The organism is Arsenicicoccus cauae, assembly GCF_009707125.1.
GTDB lineage: Bacteria > Actinomycetota > Actinomycetes > Actinomycetales > Dermatophilaceae > Arsenicicoccus > Arsenicicoccus cauae.
Genome location: NZ_WLVL01000056.1, coordinates 22869 through 41711, shown reverse-complemented (window position 1 = coordinate 41711; position 18843 = coordinate 22869). Strand labels below are relative to the sequence as shown.

The 18843-nt window shown below is 74.6% G+C and carries 15 protein-coding genes; 1 reads left to right on the top strand and 14 read right to left on the bottom strand.

Annotation, left to right across the window (positions count from 1 at the left end; translation table 11 throughout):
* Positions 1 to 84: 84 nt before the first annotated feature.
* The 12 genes from GGG17_RS15295 to GGG17_RS15240 form a co-directional block, all read right to left on the bottom strand.
* Complete coding sequence (locus GGG17_RS15295) at positions 85 to 1359, bottom strand: winged helix-turn-helix domain-containing protein (RefSeq protein WP_154594554.1); 1275 nt, start codon at positions 1357 to 1359, stop codon at positions 85 to 87.
* Positions 1356 to 2078: a response regulator gene (locus tag GGG17_RS15290; protein WP_154594553.1), complete on the bottom strand. Its 723-nt coding sequence runs from the start codon at positions 2076 to 2078 to the stop codon at positions 1356 to 1358. The genes GGG17_RS15295 and GGG17_RS15290 overlap by 4 nt, the downstream gene beginning before the upstream one ends.
* 118 nt (positions 2079 to 2196) lie before the next feature.
* On the bottom strand, positions 2197 to 2871 hold the full coding sequence (gene hpf / locus GGG17_RS15285) for a ribosome hibernation-promoting factor, HPF/YfiA family (protein ID WP_154594552.1): 675 nt from the start codon (positions 2869 to 2871) through the stop codon (positions 2197 to 2199).
* A 123-nt stretch (positions 2872 to 2994) separates the two neighbouring features.
* Positions 2995 to 3702, bottom strand: coding sequence for a ComF family protein (locus GGG17_RS17290; protein WP_154594551.1), 708 nt, complete (start codon positions 3700 to 3702; stop codon positions 2995 to 2997).
* A 156-nt stretch (positions 3703 to 3858) separates the two neighbouring features.
* A complete protein-coding gene (locus tag GGG17_RS15275; RefSeq protein ID WP_154594550.1) occupies positions 3859 to 5661 on the bottom strand; it encodes an LpqB family beta-propeller domain-containing protein in 1803 nt (600 codons plus the stop codon).
* A complete protein-coding gene (gene mtrB, locus GGG17_RS15270; protein ID WP_283809828.1) occupies positions 5658 to 7451 on the bottom strand; it encodes an MtrAB system histidine kinase MtrB in 1794 nt (597 codons plus the stop codon). Before mtrB ends, GGG17_RS15275 begins: the two co-directional genes overlap by 4 nt.
* Before the next feature lie 3 nt (positions 7452 to 7454).
* Positions 7455 to 8135, bottom strand: coding sequence for an MtrAB system response regulator MtrA (gene mtrA / locus GGG17_RS15265; RefSeq protein ID WP_288797664.1), 681 nt, complete (start codon positions 8133 to 8135; stop codon positions 7455 to 7457).
* Positions 8136 to 8341: 206 nt separating this feature from the next.
* Complete coding sequence (ahcY, locus tag GGG17_RS15260) at positions 8342 to 9814, bottom strand: adenosylhomocysteinase (RefSeq protein ID WP_288797665.1); 1473 nt, start codon at positions 9812 to 9814, stop codon at positions 8342 to 8344.
* Between the two features lie 107 nt (positions 9815 to 9921).
* Positions 9922 to 11100: an SIS domain-containing protein gene (locus GGG17_RS15255; protein ID WP_154594549.1), complete on the bottom strand. Its 1179-nt coding sequence runs from the start codon at positions 11098 to 11100 to the stop codon at positions 9922 to 9924.
* Positions 11101 to 11138: 38 nt separating this feature from the next.
* Positions 11139 to 11333, bottom strand: a complete 195-nt coding sequence (locus GGG17_RS15250; protein ID WP_154594588.1) for a Trm112 family protein — start codon at positions 11331 to 11333, stop codon at positions 11139 to 11141.
* A 5-nt stretch (positions 11334 to 11338) separates the two neighbouring features.
* Positions 11339 to 12787 carry a phosphomannomutase/phosphoglucomutase gene (locus GGG17_RS15245; RefSeq protein ID WP_288797666.1) on the bottom strand — a complete coding sequence of 483 codons (1449 nt, stop codon included), beginning with the start codon at positions 12785 to 12787 and terminating at the stop codon, positions 11339 to 11341.
* A 41-nt stretch (positions 12788 to 12828) separates the two neighbouring features.
* Positions 12829 to 13359: a DUF3499 domain-containing protein gene (locus tag GGG17_RS15240; RefSeq protein ID WP_288797667.1), complete on the bottom strand. Its 531-nt coding sequence runs from the start codon at positions 13357 to 13359 to the stop codon at positions 12829 to 12831.
* A 61-nt stretch (positions 13360 to 13420) separates the two neighbouring features.
* Here GGG17_RS15240 and GGG17_RS15235 point away from each other — a divergent pair, with 61 nt between their 5' ends.
* Positions 13421 to 13879 (top strand): metallopeptidase family protein, encoded by a 459-nt coding sequence (locus GGG17_RS15235; protein WP_288797668.1) that lies wholly within the window; start codon positions 13421 to 13423, stop codon positions 13877 to 13879.
* Positions 13880 to 13897: 18 nt separating this feature from the next.
* Here the strand turns inward: GGG17_RS15235 and GGG17_RS15230 are convergent, their stop codons facing one another.
* Both GGG17_RS15230 and GGG17_RS15225 read right to left on the bottom strand, forming a co-directional pair.
* On the bottom strand, positions 13898 to 15397 hold the full coding sequence (locus tag GGG17_RS15230) for a DUF5719 family protein (RefSeq protein WP_154594546.1): 1500 nt from the start codon (positions 15395 to 15397) through the stop codon (positions 13898 to 13900).
* Positions 15394 to 18777, bottom strand: a complete 3384-nt coding sequence (locus GGG17_RS15225) for a glycosyltransferase (RefSeq protein ID WP_195849254.1) — start codon at positions 18775 to 18777, stop codon at positions 15394 to 15396. The genes GGG17_RS15230 and GGG17_RS15225 overlap by 4 nt, the downstream gene beginning before the upstream one ends.
* Positions 18778 to 18843: the final 66 nt, after the last annotated feature.

Genomic DNA, 18843 nt, shown 5'->3' with positions numbered 1-18843 from the left:
TGAATGGCGCGTGCGGACCGACCGGATCGGCGCACACCTGGCCCAGGGTAGTCCGTCGTGCGCGTGCCGTGGCCCAACCCCGCCTCAGCGGGCGGTCCGACCCGGGTGTACGCCCTCGTGCACAACGTCCGGCACGCCGAGCCAGTGCCCGAGGGTGGACAGCTCCCGCTGCACCGCCGCGAGGGCCTCCTCCGTCGCGGCCCCCTCCTCCCAGTGCAGCGCGCGGACCAGCAGCCGCCCCGTCGCCCGGTCCGCCTTGAGGTCCGCCCGCGCCACGAGCCGATCCCCGAGCAGGAACGGCAGCACGTAGTACCCGTGCACCCGCTGCGCCGCCGGCACGTAGATCTCGAGCCGGAAGTCGAAGCCGAACAGCGCCCGGGTCCGGTCCCGCTGCCACACCAGGGAGTCGAACGGGCTGAGCAGCGCGCTCGCCTGGACCCTCCGGGGCACCTTCGCGTCGCGATGCACGTATGCCGCCGCGCGCCACCCCTCGACGGTCACCGGCACGAGCGCGCCCTCCTCCACCAGGTCGGTGACCGCGGCGCCCACCTGCTGGGGCGTCAGGCGGAAGTAGTCGCGCAGGCAGCGGAGCGTGCCGACCCCCAGCGCGCGGGCGGACAGCTCGACCAGCCGGCGGACGTGGTCGGCGTCGCGCAGCGCGGTCTCGGCCCCCCGGTCGCGACCGGCCGCCGCCTCCTGCAGGACGCCCCGAGGCAGGACGCGCTCCAGGGCGGCATACCGCCGCTCGAAGCTCGACGTGCGCCCGGCGCTCGTGATCCGCCCGGCCCAGAACAGGTGCTCGAGGGCGTTCTTGACCAGCGACCAGTTCCAGCCCCAGCCGTCGCGCTCGCGCGGCAGGTCGTGAGCGAGGGCGCGCTCGACCTCTCGAGAGGTGAGCGGCCCGCGTGCGACGACCTCCGCCAGGACCGCGGACACGAGCTCGGGGTGCTCCTGGGCGACCCGGCGCATGCCGCCCCAGGACTCGTCCTCGGCCCGGCGCATCCGCACGTCGAGCAGCGGCCAGGTGCTGGGCGGGACGAGGCTGGCCTCGTGGGCCCAGTACTCGACCATGCGGCGGGGCGCACGGTCGCGGAGCCGGTCCAGCAGCGCCGGGTCGTACGCCCCCAGGCGTGAGTAGAACGGCAGGTAGTGGCTGCGCGTGAGCACGTTGACCGAGTCGATCTGCACGACCTGGACGGTCGCGAGGACGCGGACGAGGTCACGCGCCGTCACGGCCTCGGGGCGGGGGCGGGAGAAGCCCTGGGCCGCGAGCGCCATACGACGCGCCTGGGGCAGGGTGAGCCGCCGGGCCGGTGCCGGCCCGGCCACGCCCCCGAGATCGCCCCCACGCAGGGTCATTCGGGCAGGTCGAGCATCTTCTGGCGGACGGCGTACATCACGGCCTCCATCCGTGAGTGCAGCTGGAGCTTCTCCAGGATGTTGCGGACGTGGTTCTTGACGGTGTTCTCGGAGATGAACAGCTCGACAGCGATGTCCTTGTTGGCCATCCCGCGCGCCACCAGCCTGAGCACCTGCAACTCCCGGTCCGTGAGGCGCGGGACGGGCATCTGCTGCCCCTCCTCCTGGCGCCTCATCAGGAGGGCGAACTCCGCGAGCAGCTTGGAGGCCATCGGCGGAGAGATCAGCGACTGGCCGGCATGGGCCTGACGGATCCCCACAGCGATGTCCTCACCCGGCACGTCCTTGAGCAGGTAGCCCGTCGCGCCCGCCCGGACGGCGTTGTAGAGGTCCTGCTCCTCGTCGGAGATCGTCAGCATGATGACCTTGGTCGACGGGACGACCTCGCGCACCCGTGCCGTCGCCTCGGGCCCGGACAGCCGGGGCATGCGCACGTCCATCAGGACGACGTCGGGGATGAGCTCCTCGGCCTGCACGACGGCGTCGGCGCCGTCGCCGGCCTCCCCCACGATCTCGATGTCGGGCTCCTGCGCGAGGACCATCTCCAGACCCCGGCGATAGAGCACGTGGTCGTCAGCGACCAGGACACGGATGCGCTCGGGGTGCGCCCGGTCGCCGAAGGCCTGGGCGCGGGGGTGCATGTCCTGGATGCCCGTCATGCCCGCATGATGCCACGGGGGTCGACCGGCGCCGCGGGCGGCGTGCCGAGCGATCGCGACCGGCGCGCCGAGGGGCGACCCACCGGTGGCGGGCCGCCCCTCGGGCGCCGGCGCGAGATCAGGTCGAGCGACTCTCGAGGTCGGGCTCGACCTGCGTCTCCGTCTCGAGGTGCAGGACGCCGTAGGACCAGCCGCGGCGGCGGTAGAGCACGCTCGGCGCGCCGCAGTCGGCATCGGTGAACAGGAAGAAGTCGTGCCCCACCATCTCCATCTCGTACAACGCCTGCTCGATGTTCATCGGGGCCGAGCTGTGATGCTTGACGCGGACCTCGATCGGTGAGTCCGCGACCTCGACGACCTCCGGGCCGTCGTCCTGGGCCGCGCCGGCGTCGGCGGCGTCGGCGGCCGGCGGGGGCGCGGCGGCTGCACCGGGGACCGCGTCGACCAGCCGGGCAGGAGCGGGCACCTCCGTCGACGTCGTGACCTTGCGTCGCTTGCCGCGACGACGGTCGTTGGCCTTCTTGAGCCGGTCCAGGAGCTTGTCCGCCGCGATGTCGAAGGCGGCGTACTTGTCGTCCGACGTCGCCTCGGCCCGGATGACGGGACCCTTGACGCGGCACGTGATCTCGACGGTCATGGTGCCCACGCCGTTGGCGCTGCCGTGCCTGGAGACGACGATGTCCAGACGAGGATCGCGGTTGGCGAGGAGCTCGATCTTGTCGAGCTTCTCCTGCGCGTGCTCCCGGAACCGGTCGGAGACGGGGACGTGGCGGCCGGTGATCTGGATGTCCATGATTTCCCTCCTAGGGAGTGACCTGCTCGACGTACTCAGGCCCGTCGGGCCTGCGGAGAACTGTGTCGAACCACCCCCGTCCATCTGGGAGGACCACGCTCGTCATCGAGCCGTTGACCGACGTTAGCGCACCCGCCGGACAATGCCCAGCGCGTCGCGTGGCGGGTTGCGCCGGGTGGCCGCCACCACCACCGCACCCGCCACCACCACCCCCTCGGCCCGGAGCGCCCGGGCGGCCTCGAGGAGCGTGGCCCCGGTGGTCAGCAGGTCGTCCACGAGCAGGACCGGACGTCCACTCATGGCCTCGCCCCCGCCCGCGGCCACCCGCATCACGCCCTGCAGGTTGACCGCGCGCGCCTCCTGACCCAGGAGCGCCTGGTCGGCCGCGCGGCCGCCGACCGACAGGACGGAGCGGTAGGCCGCCCCGGGCACCGCCTCGGCCGCGGCCGCCACGAGCTGCTCGAGCGGGCGGTCGCCGCGCCTGCGTCGGGCAGCCGGCGACGTGGGGACCGGCACCACCACGACGCCCTCCCGCGGGGCGGGTCGTACCGCCCCCGCCGCCAGGGCGAGGGCCGGCACGAGCAGCTCGAGCAGCGTGTCGCGCAGGTCGCGTCGACCCTCGTCCTTGTAGGCGTGCAGCACGCGCCGGACCACGCCGTCGTTGACCGCGGTGGCCACCACGGGCGGCAGCCCCGGCGGGCAGGGGTCGGGAAGCACCGCGCGGGGGCCGCCGGGGTAGCACCACCCCCACAGCGCGGTGCGGCAGGGGCCGCAGACCCGCGCGCCAGGGTGGCCGCACGAGGCGCACCCCACAGGGAGCGCGAGATCCACGAGGGCCGAGACCAACCCTCGCGCCCCGTCAATGCCGGCACCCACCCCGCCACCCCCCGCCACGCCGCCCAGCGTCCCACGGGGTGGCGGCGGGCGGGCCGCACACGGCCGAGGCTGTGGACGGGGCCGATCGGCCGTCCACAGGTGGGCACGGCGTCAGTGGCCGGGGACCACGAAGTCGCTCGTGCTGGACACCAGCGGCACCAGGCCGTTGCCGGACCGGACCAGGGCGGCGCCCCGCCGCGTGGTGACGACGATGCTGCGGCTGCCGCCGAAGGTGGTGATGGAGGTGGGGTTGGGCACGGCGCCGAGCACCTGGCTGGGTCCGCTGATCGGAGCAATGACCACGCGCTGGTCGCTCTTGGCGTCGACGGCCCCGACCAGCCCGATGGTCTCCGCGTCCAGCCACGTCGCGTCGGTCACGTCCGTGGACCCGCCGCCGACCGTGATCGGCGTGGCCAGTCCGACGGGGCGACCGTCACGCCGCAGCACGCCGGCGACCCCCACGGTGGACGGCCCGCCGCCCGACGGCTCCGACACGACGAGGACGCGTTGCCCCTCGGGGGAGGGACGCAGCGCGATCACCTTGCGGTCGGACAGCCACGGCACGTTGATCGCCACCGGCGCACGCCCGCTCAGGTCCGAGGTCGGCTGCACGAGCACGCGGGTGCCGGCGTCGGTGCGCCCGGCCATCCACAGGTAGCCGCCCGGGTCGTAGGCCGGGCGCGTGAGGTCCCTGGCGAACCCTCGCACCCGCACCATCCGGCCCTCCCGCCAGCGAGCGAGCTCCTCGTCGTCGCCGTCGAGGCCGGCGATCTCGGTCCCGTCGGCGGACGATGCGAGGCGGTACCACTCGGGGCCGATGTCAGGCAGCGGCGGCCCGTCCGCGCGCGCCTCCTTGCGCGAGCGGCTCTCCGTGAGCTGACGGGGGTCGACCCGCTCCAGCCCCGCGCTGCTGCGCAGCAGGACCGGCCCCGTCGGCGGCTCGGCGTCGCGCAGGTCCACGTCCTGCGCCCCCAGGGCGCGGTCCGGCAACCCGGGCACGCTGAGCCGAGCACCGTCTGCCTCCAGCTGCACGGCCTCGACCCCGCCCACGGCCGTCAACGTGGCCGTCACCTGCTGCCACATGCGTCGCCGGTTGCGGTCGTCGGCGTTGAGTGCCCGGCTGCTGAGCACGACACGGGCCGTGCCCCCCTCGACCGACACCGAGCCGTGCGCCAGATCGGTGTACTCCGGCACGCCCGTCAGCACGGCGCCCTGCAGGTAGGTCGGCGGCGGCGCGAGCTGGGCCCGCGCCAGCCGCGTCACGAGTCCCGGGCCCTGCAGGAACCACCGGCGGTCCGTCACGGCGGTGTCGTCCGGCGTGACGTAGGTGATGGGGTAGCTGGCGTACAGACCGAAGTCCGCCCGGCTGATCCACACCGTGTGCTGGCCGTCGAGGCCCCCGTCGATGCGCCACTGATCACCGACCTTGACCAGGCGCAGCGTCAGCGAGCGCGTCTGGCCGGGCGGCAGCTCGGAGTAGTGGCCCTCCCGGTCGAGCTGCGCGCTGACCCGGCCGGTCACCACCACGGTGCCCGGCGCGGTGACCTTGACCGCGAGCGCCTCCGGCCCGTCGTAGATCCACCCCGAGCCGTCCGGCTGCCACTGGCTCGAGGCCCTAGGCGTGAGGTACTCGCGGGCGACGCTGCTGTCGTCGTCGGCCCCCAGACCCTGGCGCAAGAAGTCCGTCACGAGATCATCGGCGTCCGACCCGGCGACCGGGCCTCGCGGGATGATCCGCACCCCCGCGTCCTGCGCACCTGCGACGGCCTGCCCCTGGACCACGGGCGTCGACCTCGGCAGCCCGGCGCAGCCCGCCGCGAGGACCGCCGTGGCGAGCGCCACCACGCCGACCCGGGCCGTATGCCGACCCCGGGCCGCCCACCTGCCGCGGACCCTCGGGGGGGACGTCGTCACGGCTGGTTCACCCCGGTCGGGTCCTTGTGCGGCGGGGCCGCCGTGAGCTGGTCGGGCAGCAGCGCCAGCACGCCCGTCGTGCCGGCGTCGAGGGAGGTGCCCGGGACCGGGTCGAGGAGCTCGTCGGTGGTCTGCGCGGGCACGGGCGGGTTCACGCGCAACCCCAGCGGCTGCATCGGGAGGGGGGACTCGGTGACGTCCTCCCCGAAGGTCAGCGGCAGGGTGAGCCGGAAGCACGAGCCCACACCGGGCTGGCCCCAGGCCTCGAGCCACCCGTGGTGCAGGTGGGCGTCCTCCATCGAGATCGACAGCCCCAGGCCGGTGCCACCGGTGGTGCGCGCCCTCGCCGGGTCGGCCCGCCAGAACCTCGTGAACACCAAAGACGCCTCCCCCGGCCGCAGGCCGACCCCGCTGTCGCGGACCGCGACGGCGGCGGCCTCGGCGTTGCGGCCGATCTCGACGTAGATGGGTTCGCCCTCCCCGTGCTCGATCGCGTTGACGACGAGGTTGCGCAGGATGCGGGTGACGCGGCGCCGGTCCACCTCGGCGACCACCGGTTGCGGCGGCGCCACGATCGTGACGGGGCTGCCGCGGCGCGCGGCCAACGCGTCCGCGTCGTCGACGACCTCCTGCGCGAGCTGACGCAGGTCGACGGGCTGCGGCTCGATCGTCGCGGCCCCGGCGTCGATGCGGCTGATCTCGAGCAGGTCGGTCAGGAGGTTCTCGAACCTCTCCAGCTGGCCGGTGAGCAGCTCGGCGCTGCGGGCCGCGCCGGCGGAGAAGTCGCCCCGGGCGTCGTACAGCACGTCGGCGGCCATCCGCACCGTGGTGAGCGGCGTGCGCAGCTCGTGCGACACGTCCGAGACGAACTGCTGCTGCAGCCTGGACAGCCCCTCCAGCTGCACGATCTGCGTCTGCAGGCTGGACGCCATCCGGTTGAAGGACCGTCCGAGCACGGCGATGTCATCGGTGCCCTTGACCGCCATCCGCTGGTCCAGCCGCCCGGAGGCCAGCCGCTCGGCCACCTGGGCGGCCCGTCGCACGGGATCGACGACGAGCCGGGTGACGACGAACGCCACGCCGCCGATGAGCACGATCAGCAGGGACCCCGCGAGCAGCAGGTTGCGGGTCACGATGTCGAGGGCCTTGGCCTCGGCCCGCATCGGGTAGGCGTAGTAGAGGTCGTACCCGCCCACCCCCGGCGGCAGCTGGACGCGCGCGCCCACGACGACGGTCGGCAGCTCCCCGTCGTCGCGGGCCAGCGTCACCACCTGGATCTGCTGGTGGCCGCGGTCGGCCTGCACGCGGCCCTGCAGCGTCGCCGGGATCTCGCCGAGGGTGAGGTCGCCCGCGGCGACCGTCGGCAGCGGCTTGCGGGTGTTGTCCTGGGCAGGGGTGAAGATCACGTCCCTCGACAGGTCCGGGGCCTTGTCCTGCTGCACGATGTCGGTGGCCATCTGGCGCAGCGCCGCGTCGTCGGTCTTGTCGGCGTCGTCGAACCTCGCCTGCGCCGAGCGCAGCCGGGCAGCGGCGTCGTTGGAGGCGGTCCGGAGCTTCTCCTCGGTCAGCCCGTCGGCGACCCGACCGTGCAGGTAGGACCCGACGATCAGCAGCATGGCGGTCCCTAGGACCATGGTGCTGGCGACGGTCCGCAGCAGCAGGGACCGGCTCCACAGCTCGACCACGCGGTTGACCCCGTGCCGCATCCAGGAGCGTGCCAGGACCCCACCCCCGAGACGAGCGATCCGACCTCGCAGGGCCGCGAGGTCGGACTTGAGGGTGCGGGCCATGGCCTAGGCCGAGCCGCCGGCCTTGTAGCCCACCCCGCGCACCGTCAGCACGATCTCGGGGTGCTCGGGGTCGTGCTCGATCTTGGAGCGCAGGCGCTGCACGTGGACGTTGACCAGGCGGGTGTCGCCGGCGTGGCGGTAGCCCCACACCTGCTCGAGCAGGACCTCGCGCGTGAACACCTGCCAGGGCTTGCGCGCCAGCGCGACGAGCAGGTCGAACTCCAGCGGGGTGAGGGACAGCGTCTCGTCGCCGCGCTTGACGGCGTGGCCGGCGACGTCGATCGACAGGTCGCCGATGGTCAGGTGCTCCTGCTCGACCTCCTCGCCGCGCCGCAGCCGCACCCGCATCCGGGCGATCAGCTCGGCGGGCTTGAACGGCTTGACGATGTAGTCGTCGGCCCCGGACTCGAGCCCGACCACCACGTCGGTCGTGTCGGTGCGGGCGCTGAGCATGACGATGGGCACACCCGACTCGGCCCGGATGCGGCGGCACACCTCGACGCCGTCCAGGCCCGGCAGCATCACGTCGAGCAGCACGAGGTCCGGCTTGACCTCGCGGAAGGCAGGCACGGCTGCGCTGCCGGTCGCGACGTGCGTCACGTCGAAACCCTCGTTGGTCAGCACGATGCCCAGCATCTCGGCGAGCGCGAGGTCGTCGTCGACCACCAGGATCCGGGTCTTCACGGGGTGCTCCTTCGCTGCGGGACGTCCTGCGTCATCTTCACACACGGTGGGCCCGGGATAACGGTAGGGTCACGGACCTGCGGCGTGTCTCGGCCCGCCCGGCAGCCCCGTCGACCGGTGGGCCGGCGCACCGGTGACCAGGCCGTATGCCGCAGCGGGCCGACGCCCCCGGGGTGGAGGCGCGGGCCCGCGGCATACGACCGGTGTCAGTAGCGGTAGTGCTCCGGCTTGTAGGGGCCGGCGACGTCGACGCCGAGGTACTGCGCCTGCGGCTTCGACAGCTCCGTGAGCCGCACGCCCAGCGCGTCGAGGTGCAGCCGGGCGACCTTCTCGTCGAGGTGCTTGGGCAGGACGTAGACGTCGGTGGCGTACTCCCCCGGCTTGGTGAACAGCTCGATCTGGGCGATCGTCTGGTTGGCGAACGAGTTGGACATGACGAAGGACGGGTGCCCGGTGGCGTTGCCGAGGTTGAGCAGGCGTCCCTCGGACAGCACGATGATCGACCGGCCCGCGGGCTGACCGTCCTCCCCGGCCTCGGCGAAGGTCCACTCGTGCACCTGCGGCTTGATCTCCGTCTTGGTGATCCCCGGGACCTTGGCCAGCCCGGCCATGTCGATCTCGTTGTCGAAGTGGCCGATGTTGCCGACGATCGCCTTGTCCTTCATCGCGACCATGTGCTCGGTGCGGATGACGTCGTAGCACCCGGTGGTCGTGATGAAGATGTCCGCGGTCTGCACGACGTCCTCGAGCCTGGCGACCTGGTAACCCTCCATCGCGGCCTGCAGCGCGCAGATCGGGTCGATCTCGGTGACGACCACCCGTGCGCCCTGGCCGCGCAGCGAGTCCGCGCAGCCCTTGCCGACGTCGCCGTAGCCGCAGACCACGGCGACCTTGCCGCCGATCAGGGTGTCGGTGGCGCGGTTGAGCCCGTCGATCAGCGAGTGGCGGCAGCCGTACTTGTTGTCGAACTTGCTCTTGGTGACGGAGTCGTTGACGTTGATCGCCGGGAAGAGCAGCTCGCCGTCACGGGCCAGCTCGTAGAGGCGGTGGACGCCGGTGGTGGTCTCCTCCGTGACGCCCTTGATCTGCGCGGCCACTCGGGTCCACTTCTGCGGGTCCTCGGCCAGGGTGCGACGCACCAGGGCCTTGAAGACGCCGAACTCCTCGGAGTCCTCCTCGGTGGTGGGCGGCACCTGGCCGGCGGCCTCCCACTCCTTGCCCTTGTGGACCAGCATCGTGGCGTCGCCGCCGTCGTCGAGGATCATGTTGGCGTAGACCTGCTCGCCCGACGCGTCCTTCCCCCACGACAGGATCTGGTTGGTGCAGTCCCAGTACTCCTCGAGCGTCTCGCCCTTCCACGCGAAGACGGGGACGCCCTGGGGGTCCTCGGGGGTGCCCGCGCCGACGACGATCGCGGCGGCCGCCTCGTCCTGGGTGGAGTAGATGTTGCAGCTGGCCCACCGGACCTCGGCGCCGAGAGCGGTGAGGGTCTCGATCAGCACGGCGGTCTGCACCGTCATGTGGAGCGAGCCGGCTATGCGGGCGCCGGCGAGGGGCTGGGCCTCGGCATACTCCTCGCGCAGCGCCATGAGACCGGGCATCTCGTGCTCGGCAAGGCGGATCTGGTGGCGGCCCGCCTCGGCGAGCGAGAGGTCGCGGACCTGGTGGTCGAACGTCACGGTGGACAGTCCCTTCGGTTGGTATGACGACGGTCTGGGCCTGGCGCCGCCCCTCCGGGCTGCAGGGTCATCACCTGCGCCGACCGCCGGCAAGTCTAGGTGACGGGTCAGGGGTGGCCCGCCGCGCGCAGGTTGGCCACGTGGGGGTTGGTGGACGGGTCGAGCCCGAGCCCGAGGGCGGCGTAGGTGCTCAGGAAGTCGGTGAGCGCCATGACCTCGGCGAGCCGCACGGCCGGGTGCCTGGCCCCGCTCGTGATCTCCTGCACCCGGACGCCGACGTCGTGGGCCTCCTGCAGCACCGTCTCGGCCAACGAGGTCTGCTCGGGCGGTATGCCGCTGCCGCCCTCGCGCAGCATCAGCAGCCCCAGCGGCGGCTCCTCCGGGGCGTCGAGGAAGGGGTCGGCGAAGATGTCGCGCCCGCCGCGCGCGGCGGCGAGGCTGCCCGCGCCCTGCCCACCGGCCGCCGTGAAGGGACCGCCGAAGGTCGCCACGACCTGCGAGGCCCCGTCCGGCAGGCAGCCGTGCATCGCCGGGATGCGAGCCGTGCGGGCGAGCCCGGCCACGGCCCGGTGGGCGGCCACGCCCATCAGCGGGCCGTCACCCAGCACCACCGGGACCGTCTCGACCAGCGCCTGCGCCGCGATCTTGGCGGGGTTGACGAAGCACTCGGACGACGGCCGGCACGCCTCGGCCTGCGCGTCGAGACGGTCGGCGAGCTCGTCGAGGACCGGTGCCGGCAGGTCCACGACGCCGAGCGTGGCGCTCGCGAGCAGCACGGGCGTCAGCAGGGACCACAGGGACGTGCGCGAGGACACCAGCCCCCGCGGGACGGGGACGTGCAGGCCCCGCGCACGGGCGGTGACGTCGGCGAGGGGTGACTCGTCGGCGCCCACCGTCACCAGCTGGGCACCGCGTCGTCCGGCCTCGGCGGCGAGACCGAGGGGCCCGGGTGCACGCCCCGACAGCGAGACCGCGACGACCAGGTCCATCGGGCCGACCCAGGCCGGCAGCGGTCCCGCGGCGCGCTGGGACACCGGCACCGGGCTCTGCGCCTCCGCGAGGACGGTGAGGACCTCCCCCACCACCGCCGACCCGCCGAGGGCCGCCACGAGCACGGCGCGGGGGCGCTCCTCACGCTCGAGTCGGTCGATCCCGGCCTCGGCGGCGAGGTGCGCAGCCTCACGCACCTGCGCACCTGCGGTCGCGAGCGCCCGCAGGTGCCCCCGCGAGTCGAGGCGCTGCACCTCGTGCGGGTCGTCGACCAGTGCTTCGTCGAGCTGCGGCATCGCCGGCCCTCCTCGGGGAGTGGTGCGGTGCGGGTGGGTCAGAGGGTGCGGGCCTCGTCCAGGAGCAGCACGGGGATCCCGTCGACGATGGGGAAGGCCACGCCGAGCTCCTCGCAGCGCAGCTCGGGGCCGTCGGGCCCCTCGGCGTCGACGAGCCGATGCTTGCCGCCCGGGGACCGCAGGATCTCCCTCAGCCAGGGCTGGATCGTGCTGCTGGTGGTGGGCTCGCACATGTCGGTCACGCCTTTCCTCGGATGATCGTCAGGACCTCGTCGCGGACCCGCTCCATGGTGGCCCGGTCGGCTGCCTCGACGTTGAGTCGCAGCAGGGGCTCGGTGTTGCTCGGCCGCACGTTGACCCACCACAGCGGCTCGTCGCCGTCCGCCTCGTGGGTGGCCGTCAGGCCGTCCAGCTCGTCGACGTGCAGGCCACGCTCGTGCGCCCATGCGGTGACCTCGGCGCTGCGGGCGGCCTGGTCGTCGACGGTGGAGTTGATCTCGCCGCTCGCGGCATAGCGGTCGTAGCGGGTGACGAGCTCGCTGAGCGGTCCGTCCTGCTCGCCGAGCGCCGCCAGCACGTGCATCGCCGCGAGCATGCCGGTGTCGGCGTACCAGAAGTCCTTGAAGTAGTAGTGCGCCGAGTGCTCCCCACCGAAGACGGCGGCGTTGTCGGCCATCGTGGCCTTGATGTAGGAGTGCCCAACGCGGGTGCGCACCGCGCGGGCCCCCACCTCGGCCACGACCTCCGGGACGGCGCGCGAGGTGATGACGTTGTGCACGAACGTGAGGTCGGACGGGGAGGCGCCGGCCTGCGTCATACGAGCCGTCTCCCGCGCCACGATGAGCCCGGTGATCGCCGAGGGGCTCACCGCCTCGCCGCGCTCGTCGACCACGAAGCAACGGTCGGCGTCGCCGTCGAAGGCCAGGCCGAGGTCGGCCCCCTGCTCGACGACGGCCCGCTGCAGGTCGACGAGGTTGGCGGGCTCGAGCGGGTTCGCCTCGTGGTGGGGGAAGGTGCCGTCGAGCTCGAAGTAGAGCGGCACGACCTCGAGCGGCAGGGCAGGGAGACCGGCCGCGTCGCCGAGGACCGCGGGGACGGTCAGACCACCCATGCCGTTGCCCGCGTCGACGACCACCGTGATCGGGTCCGAGCGACGCGGCGACGAGAGGTCGACGAGGGAGCGCAGGAACCCGGCGTACTCACCGAGCAGGTCTCGCTCCACGACGGAGCCGGGCTCACCCTCGGCGGTCTCGGACGCGCCGTCGAGGATCTCCTGGGCCAGGTCCCGCACCTCGGCGAGGCCGGACTCCTGGCCCACCGGACGAGCGCCCGACCGGCACAGCTTGATGCCGTTGTAGGCCGCGGGGTTGTGGCTCGCGGTGAACATCGCTCCCGGCACGTCCAGGTGCCCGGCGGCGAAGTAGAGCCCGTCCGTCGAGCACAGGCCGATGAGGGTCACGTCCACGCCGTGCTGCATGGCCCCGTCCGCGAACGCCCGCGACAGCTCCGGCGACGACGGCCGCATGTCGTGACCGACGACCAGGCTGCGCGCACCCTCGGGCAGGATCACGGCTCGGGCGAAGGCCGAGCCCAGCGCTCGGGCCACGGCGGCGTCGAGCTGCTCGGGCACGAGCCCGCGGACGTCGTAGGCCTTGACGAAGGTGGACAGGTCGGTGCGTGAGGTCACGACGGGGAGCCTACCGGTCCGGTCCGACAGGGGGGCGTGGGTCAGCAGGACCGGGCCGGGGAGTTCCCCCCGGGCTCCGCGTCGTCGGCAGGGTCGGCCGCTTCGCCGAGGTCTCGCAGCACGCGCAGGTGTCCCCGACGACCCACCTCCACCGCGGAGACGGTGCCGGCCTGCCGGGCCACGCGGGCCGACACCTCCCTGGCCTGCTCGGACGTGCGGGGCGCCGCGACGAGCGTGCGGCGTTCGTCGGAGGTGCTCTCCTCCCCCGCGCCCGGTCCCGGCTCGGGCCCCGGGTCCGGCCTGCGGCGCGGGCGACGGACGGCGTCCGCAATGGCCACCAGCTCGTCTGGGGCGGGCTCCGGCTCGGCGAACTCCGGCACCAGGCGCACGAACTCCCACCCGCGGGGAGCAGTGAGTCGGCGGGCGTGGTCCGCGCACAGGTCGTACGAGTGCGGCTCGGCAAAGGTCGCGAGCGCCCCGAGGACGATCTGGGAGTCGGCGTAGACGTAGGTCAGCGTCGCGACTGCCGGTCGGCCGCAGGGGGTCTTGGAGCACGTTCGCTGCACGGTCACGGTGGGCAACCCTAGTCTCCGTTCTGCGGCATAGCCATTGGCGCGCCGTATCGTGATGGGCGTGAGCATCCCTGCCCCCGCACCCGACGACTCGTCGCCTCGACGGCTCGCGCGCGACCGTCGGGGCCGCGGCCGACGCGGGCCCCTCGCCTGGCCCCCGGTGCCCGAGATGACGTCCCGCGAGGACAGGTTCGACCAGCTGGTCCTCGACGCGGTCGAGCGCCTCGTGCCCCGCGCCGGTGGCCGCCTGGACGGCGTGGAGGTCGCGGTGGAGCTCGTGCCGGGCGGCGACGTCCTGGTGGCCGCGGAGCAGGAGGGCTCGATCCCGCTGGGTCACGCCCGCCCCGGGCACGGCCGGTCCGACGCCCGCATCGTCGTCTACCGCCGCCCCGTCGAGTCCCGCGTGCGCGACCGCACGGAGCTCGCCGAGCTCGTCGATGCCGTGGTGGTGGAGCAGGCCGCAGCCCTGCTCATGGTCGCCCCTGAGGACCTGGACCCGGACTACGACGGCCATCCATGAGGGCTGGCGCCCGGCCGGTCAGGGGGAGGGCGTCACGACATACGGCGTGGTCGTCTGGGGCCGTGCCACGAGGGGGGTGACGGTCACCAGACCGCCGTCGGCGCTGGTGGCGACGGCCGCCCGAAGCCCCTTGGCCGCGGTGACCCACACGCTCGAGGCGTCGCTGACGTCGACGGAGGCGGTCCCCCGGCCAGGGACGTCGATCCGGCGCGGAGCCGTCGTCCCGTCGGCCGCGACGACCGTCGCCGTCGTGGTCACGATGCCGTCGCCCGGGTTGGTGATCGCGAGCTGGTGCGTGAACCGCGTGCCGCCGGGCTGGCCGAGCGGGATCCCGGCCAGGTCGCCCAGCGCCGGGGTCGCCGGCACCCACCCGAAGTCGTGGACGGGCGCGGCGACCGAGCCGGCGCCCCTCGGCCGCGGCCCGTCGGCGCGACCCAGGTGGCCCGCGGCCGCCACGGGGCTGGTGGCGGACACGCGCACGCCGTAGGCACCGGTGGGCAGGCTGGGCAGGCCGATGTCCCGGCTCGCCCCGGTGGGGAGCCGCACCGGCGGCAGGGGGTCACCCACCGGTCCGCCCGGCCCGAGGACGGTCATCCGGACCTCGGCGTCGTGGTCACCGACGGCGACGACCCGCACGACGGCGGGGTCGTCCGGCCCGGCGACGACGAGGCCGGGGAGGACGAGCTCCTGCCCGGTGGCGCTCGGCCCCACGTCGTCGGCGCCCCTCGGGGTGATGCCGTCGAGCCAGCCGTCGTGCAGCGCCGCATGGACCGTGCCGCCGCGCACGTGGACCTGGGCCGTGGGGCTGGCCTGCGTGCCGTCCAGGGCGTCGAGGAGCACGACGGTGCGTCCGCGGGGCTCCACCACGACGTCGCGCCCCGCCACGCTGGCGATCGGTCCGTCCGCGCCGTGCATCGTCACGTCCACGGTGACCGGGGTCTCGTGGGGGTTCGTGAGGACGAGGTGCTCCTGGCGACCGGCCTGCCCGGCACCAGCGGGGAGCCAGGCGTCCGTCACCGGCACGTCGCAGGGCACCGACACCAGGGCGGCGCGCTCGCCGGTGGTGGCCAACGACCGCTGGACCGCCGTCAGCGCTGGCGCCAGGCGCTGGGAGGCGGACACGAGCCCGGACCTCGGCCCCGAGATCAGCGCGGTGACCGGGTTGCCGGGCGCCGTGACCCGTTGGGCATCCGGGTGGTCCGAGGGGCCCACCTGCAGGATCCCCGGTGGCAGCGCGCGTCCCTGCGCCGCGGCGACGGCATCGGGCGGGGCGACCGCCGTCAGGTCCACGGGGGGCGCCCCTGACTCCGCCGGCAGCCCGGGCACACCGACGGTCTCCTGACCGGGGCACACGAGGGTGCGGCTCGTGACGGGTCGAGCCGGCGGGGCGCTCGGGGGGATGGCGGCCCGGGGCGCTCCGGGCACCTCGAGACGGCCGTCGACGGCACCGGAGCCCGCGACCACCGCGGCCCCCACCACGACGACCCCGACCACGCGCAGCAGCCCTGCCCCCTTCACCGGACCACCTCTGCGTCCCGGCCCCGGCGCACGCCGAACGGCAGGGCCAGCAGCAGTACCAGCGCGAGGGCTCCGCCCTGGACGATCGACCAGGTCCTGTGGGCCGGCACCGTGCTGATGCGCACGTGGCGGGTGTCCGGGGGGAGGTCGTATGCCGCCAGCTCGCCGTCACGCGGCGTGAGGGCACGGCCGTCGGCGCGCACCTGCGCCGTGGCCGCCCAGCCCCGCTGCTGCGCGACGGCCAGGACGTGACCGGCGCCGCTCGTCGCCAGGTCGCTGTCGACCTCGGGACCGCTGCCCCGGACGGGCACGGTCGCGACGGGCGTGCCGTCCGACCGCTGGACCCGCACGGCAGAGACGGGGACGGCTGCCGCGGACGGCCCGGACCTCGGCGTCACGCGCCAGACGGGGTCGCCCTCGACGTCGGTGAGCCGCGACAGGCCGGCCGTCGTGTCCAGGCGGGCGGCGACCGCGGGGTCCACCGGCGCGAGGCCGACGAAGCCGACGCCCGCGTCGGCGAGCCGGTCGGCGACGGGGCGGCCGCCCGAGGGCTCGTCGGTGACCAGGGCGTGCGCCACCTCGCGCAGCCGTGCGCTGTCCTCGACCGCACCGGCATCCTTGGGCAGGTCCCGCACGACGTCCGACGGGTCCCCGGGCTCGAGGCGGTAGGTCATGGCCGTCCCCCGACGGTCCAGGGCCAGGTATCGCGCCGCCAGCGCGCTCTGGGCGCTGTCCTGCGCGACGGCCGGCACCTGGCTGGCGGGGACCGCCAGCGCGCGGTCGAGGCGCGTGAGCGTCAGCCACGCCGCCTGGGTGAGGACGGTGACGGTCACCAGCGTCGCCAGGACGCCGCCGGCGACGCGGAGGGCCTGCGCGGCACCCGGGCGAGACGCTCCAGGGCGGGTGGCGCCGGCCCTCCGGATCGCCTCGACCCCCTGCAGGGCCGCCGCGAGCAGGGCCAGGGTCAGCAGGAGCAGCCCGGCGCCGGCCCAGGGCGTGATCGGCACGGGGCGGCCAGCGGCGTCGGTGGCCTGACCCACGACGAGGTGCGGCGCGGCGGCGGCCCCGGCGACACCGAGCAGGGCCAGCACGGCCAGGACTCGGGACGCGCCGATGCGGCGCCCGTCCACCGCCAAGCCCCACACCCCGGCCAGGACGACGGGGGCGGCGAGCAACGGGAGCAGCAGCCGTGCGGACGCGGCCAGGGACGGATCGGCGAGCAGCCCGGTCTCCGTGGAGGTCACGGGCGCCGTCGGCCACAGGAGCGCGAAGTGCCAGGGGCGAGGCTGGCCGCCCCAGGACGCCAGGCCGGGTCCGGTCAGCACCGACCCGGGGGTGTGCCACCAGCTGGCGATCGCCGGTCCGATCAGGACGACCGGCGCGGTCGCCACCAGCACCCCCGCGACCCGCCCGCGCCCGTGGTTGCGAGCCGCGAGGACGAGGCCGAGCACGAGGACGACCGCCAGCAGCGCGGGAGCCACGGCCGCGGCGGCGGTGGCCGCCAGCACGGTGCCTCCCACGGCCGGCCACCAGGGCCGACGCTGGCCGCAGCCGGCCAGCCCGGCGAGGAGCGGTGGGAGGACGACCCCGAGCACGGCGGCGCCGACGCGTCCCTCACCCAGTCCCACGAGGAGCGCGGGAGACAGCGCCCAGGCGAGGGCGGCGAGAGCCCGTGGCCAGGGGCGGCGAGTGGCGGCCCGGCCGGCGAGGTACGCGCTGGTCGTCGCCGCAGGGATGGCGCCGAGCAGCAGCAGGGCCGCGGCGACGCCCAGGGCAGAGCTCGGCGCGCGGCCGGGGAGGTGCTCGACGACCCAGGCCGGCGCGGCCAGCAGGGGGAGCCAGGTGGGTGCGTCCGAGGCGGATCCCAGCCCCGAGGGGTCCCACCCGGTCAGGTAGCGGGTCCACGCCGCCGCCGACCCGCCCGTCCCTGGCCGCAGCTCCCCTCCGGCCATTCCCCGGTCCAGCAGCGCCCCACCCCTGCCCCGCACCACCGGCCACCACGCCGTGACGGCGAGCGCGGCAGCCACCAGGACGGCGAGCAGGCCAGGGTGCCGGGCGGCGCGGGCCCCGAGGTCATCCGCATCGAGGTCGGTCGCCTCGTCGCTGACCGGACCTGGTTCGGCGACCGTGACGGAGGGTCCGAGTCCCTCCGGGCGCCCCCCACCGCGCCCCTCCGACGCGCCGCCCTCGGGTGCGAGGACCGACGGCAGGTGCGGCAGGCCCGTGTAGACCTCGTCCCGTACACCGGCCAGCGCGCGGGAGTGCGGGGCCAGCAAGGCACCCAGACCGGCACCCCCGACGACGGTCGTGTGCCGGGCCCGCCGGCGCGAGCCGTGGCTGCGCCAGGACGTGAGCACGGCGCCCGCGTCGGACAGCTCGGCGAAGGCCGCCCGGGGCCGCTTGAGCAGCAGGAGCGCCGCCGTCAGCAGCAACGCCCCCAGCAGGATGCGCACGGCATACCAGGGGACCAGCCGGCCGGGGCAGCGGGCCAGCGCGATCCGTCGCACGGCCCGACGGTCACGTCGGTAGGCCCGGTCGACGGCGCCGCGGCGCTCGCGCTCCCAGGCCCGACGCTCGCGCAGGACGTGGTCGCGGGAGAACCGTTCGTCGATGTCGTCGAGCCCCAGGCCCGCGAACGGCATCCGGTCGCGCGACCGCAGCCCCTGGGTGGTCGCCCGGGCGTCGAGGGCCACGGCCTCCGGCACCACGACGACCCTCAGGCCGGCCTGGTGGGCCCGCCAGCACAGGTCGAGGTCCGCCGCCACGGGAAACACCCGGTCGAGGGCGCCGAGGTGCAGGAGGGCATCCGCCCGCGCCAGCATCGCGCCGGTGCCCACGGCAAGGACGTCGCTGCGGTGGTCGTGCTGCCCCTGGTCCAGCTCGCCGTGCCGCGGCGAGGCGACCCGTCGTCCGGTCGGGGAGACCGTCTGCCCCACCTCCACCAGCCGAGCGGGGTCGCCCGCGTCGACATACTTCGGGCCCGCGATGGCCACGGTGGCGGACAAGGTCGCCTCGCGCAGGAGTGCGTGGAGGCAGTCGGGCTCGGGGAAGCAGTCGTCCTCGAGGAGCCAGACCCACCGCGACGCGGCGTCGAGCTCGGCCTCGGGGTCGGCGCCGGCACGTTCCGCAGGATCGGGCAGGGCGCCGCGGGCCTGCAGGTCGGCGAGACCCGCCAGCACGGCCTTCGGGTGGCGAGCGCCGCGGGCCTCGACGACGTGCACCCGGATGCCCGCGTCGGCGAGCCGCCGCCCCGCATCCTCGGGCAGGGCATCCTCCCGGCCGGTCAGCACGACGGCCAGATGGCGCAGGGAAAGGGTCTGGGCAGCGATGGCGTCCAGGCTGCGCACCAGCCAGGGAGCGCCGTCATGGACGACGAGCACGCCGTCGACCGCGCGAACCCCGGGAAGGGAAGCGGTGCCGGGACGCCGAGGGGTGGGAGCGGGCAC

Coding starts and splice junctions, on each gene's coding strand:
- GGG17_RS15295 (WP_154594554.1), bottom strand. CDS start 1,359: ATGACCCTGCGTGGGGGCGATCTCGGGGGCGTGGCCGGGCCGGCACCG.
- GGG17_RS15290 (WP_154594553.1), bottom strand. CDS start 2,078: ATGACGGGCATCCAGGACATGCACCCCCGCGCCCAGGCCTTCGGCGAC.
- hpf (WP_154594552.1), bottom strand. CDS start 2,871: ATGGACATCCAGATCACCGGCCGCCACGTCCCCGTCTCCGACCGGTTC.
- mtrB (WP_283809828.1), bottom strand. CDS start 7,451: ATGGCCCGCACCCTCAAGTCCGACCTCGCGGCCCTGCGAGGTCGGATC.
- GGG17_RS15255 (WP_154594549.1), bottom strand. CDS start 11,100: ATGCCGCAGCTCGACGAAGCACTGGTCGACGACCCGCACGAGGTGCAG.
- GGG17_RS15250 (WP_154594588.1), bottom strand. CDS start 11,333: ATGTGCGAGCCCACCACCAGCAGCACGATCCAGCCCTGGCTGAGGGAG.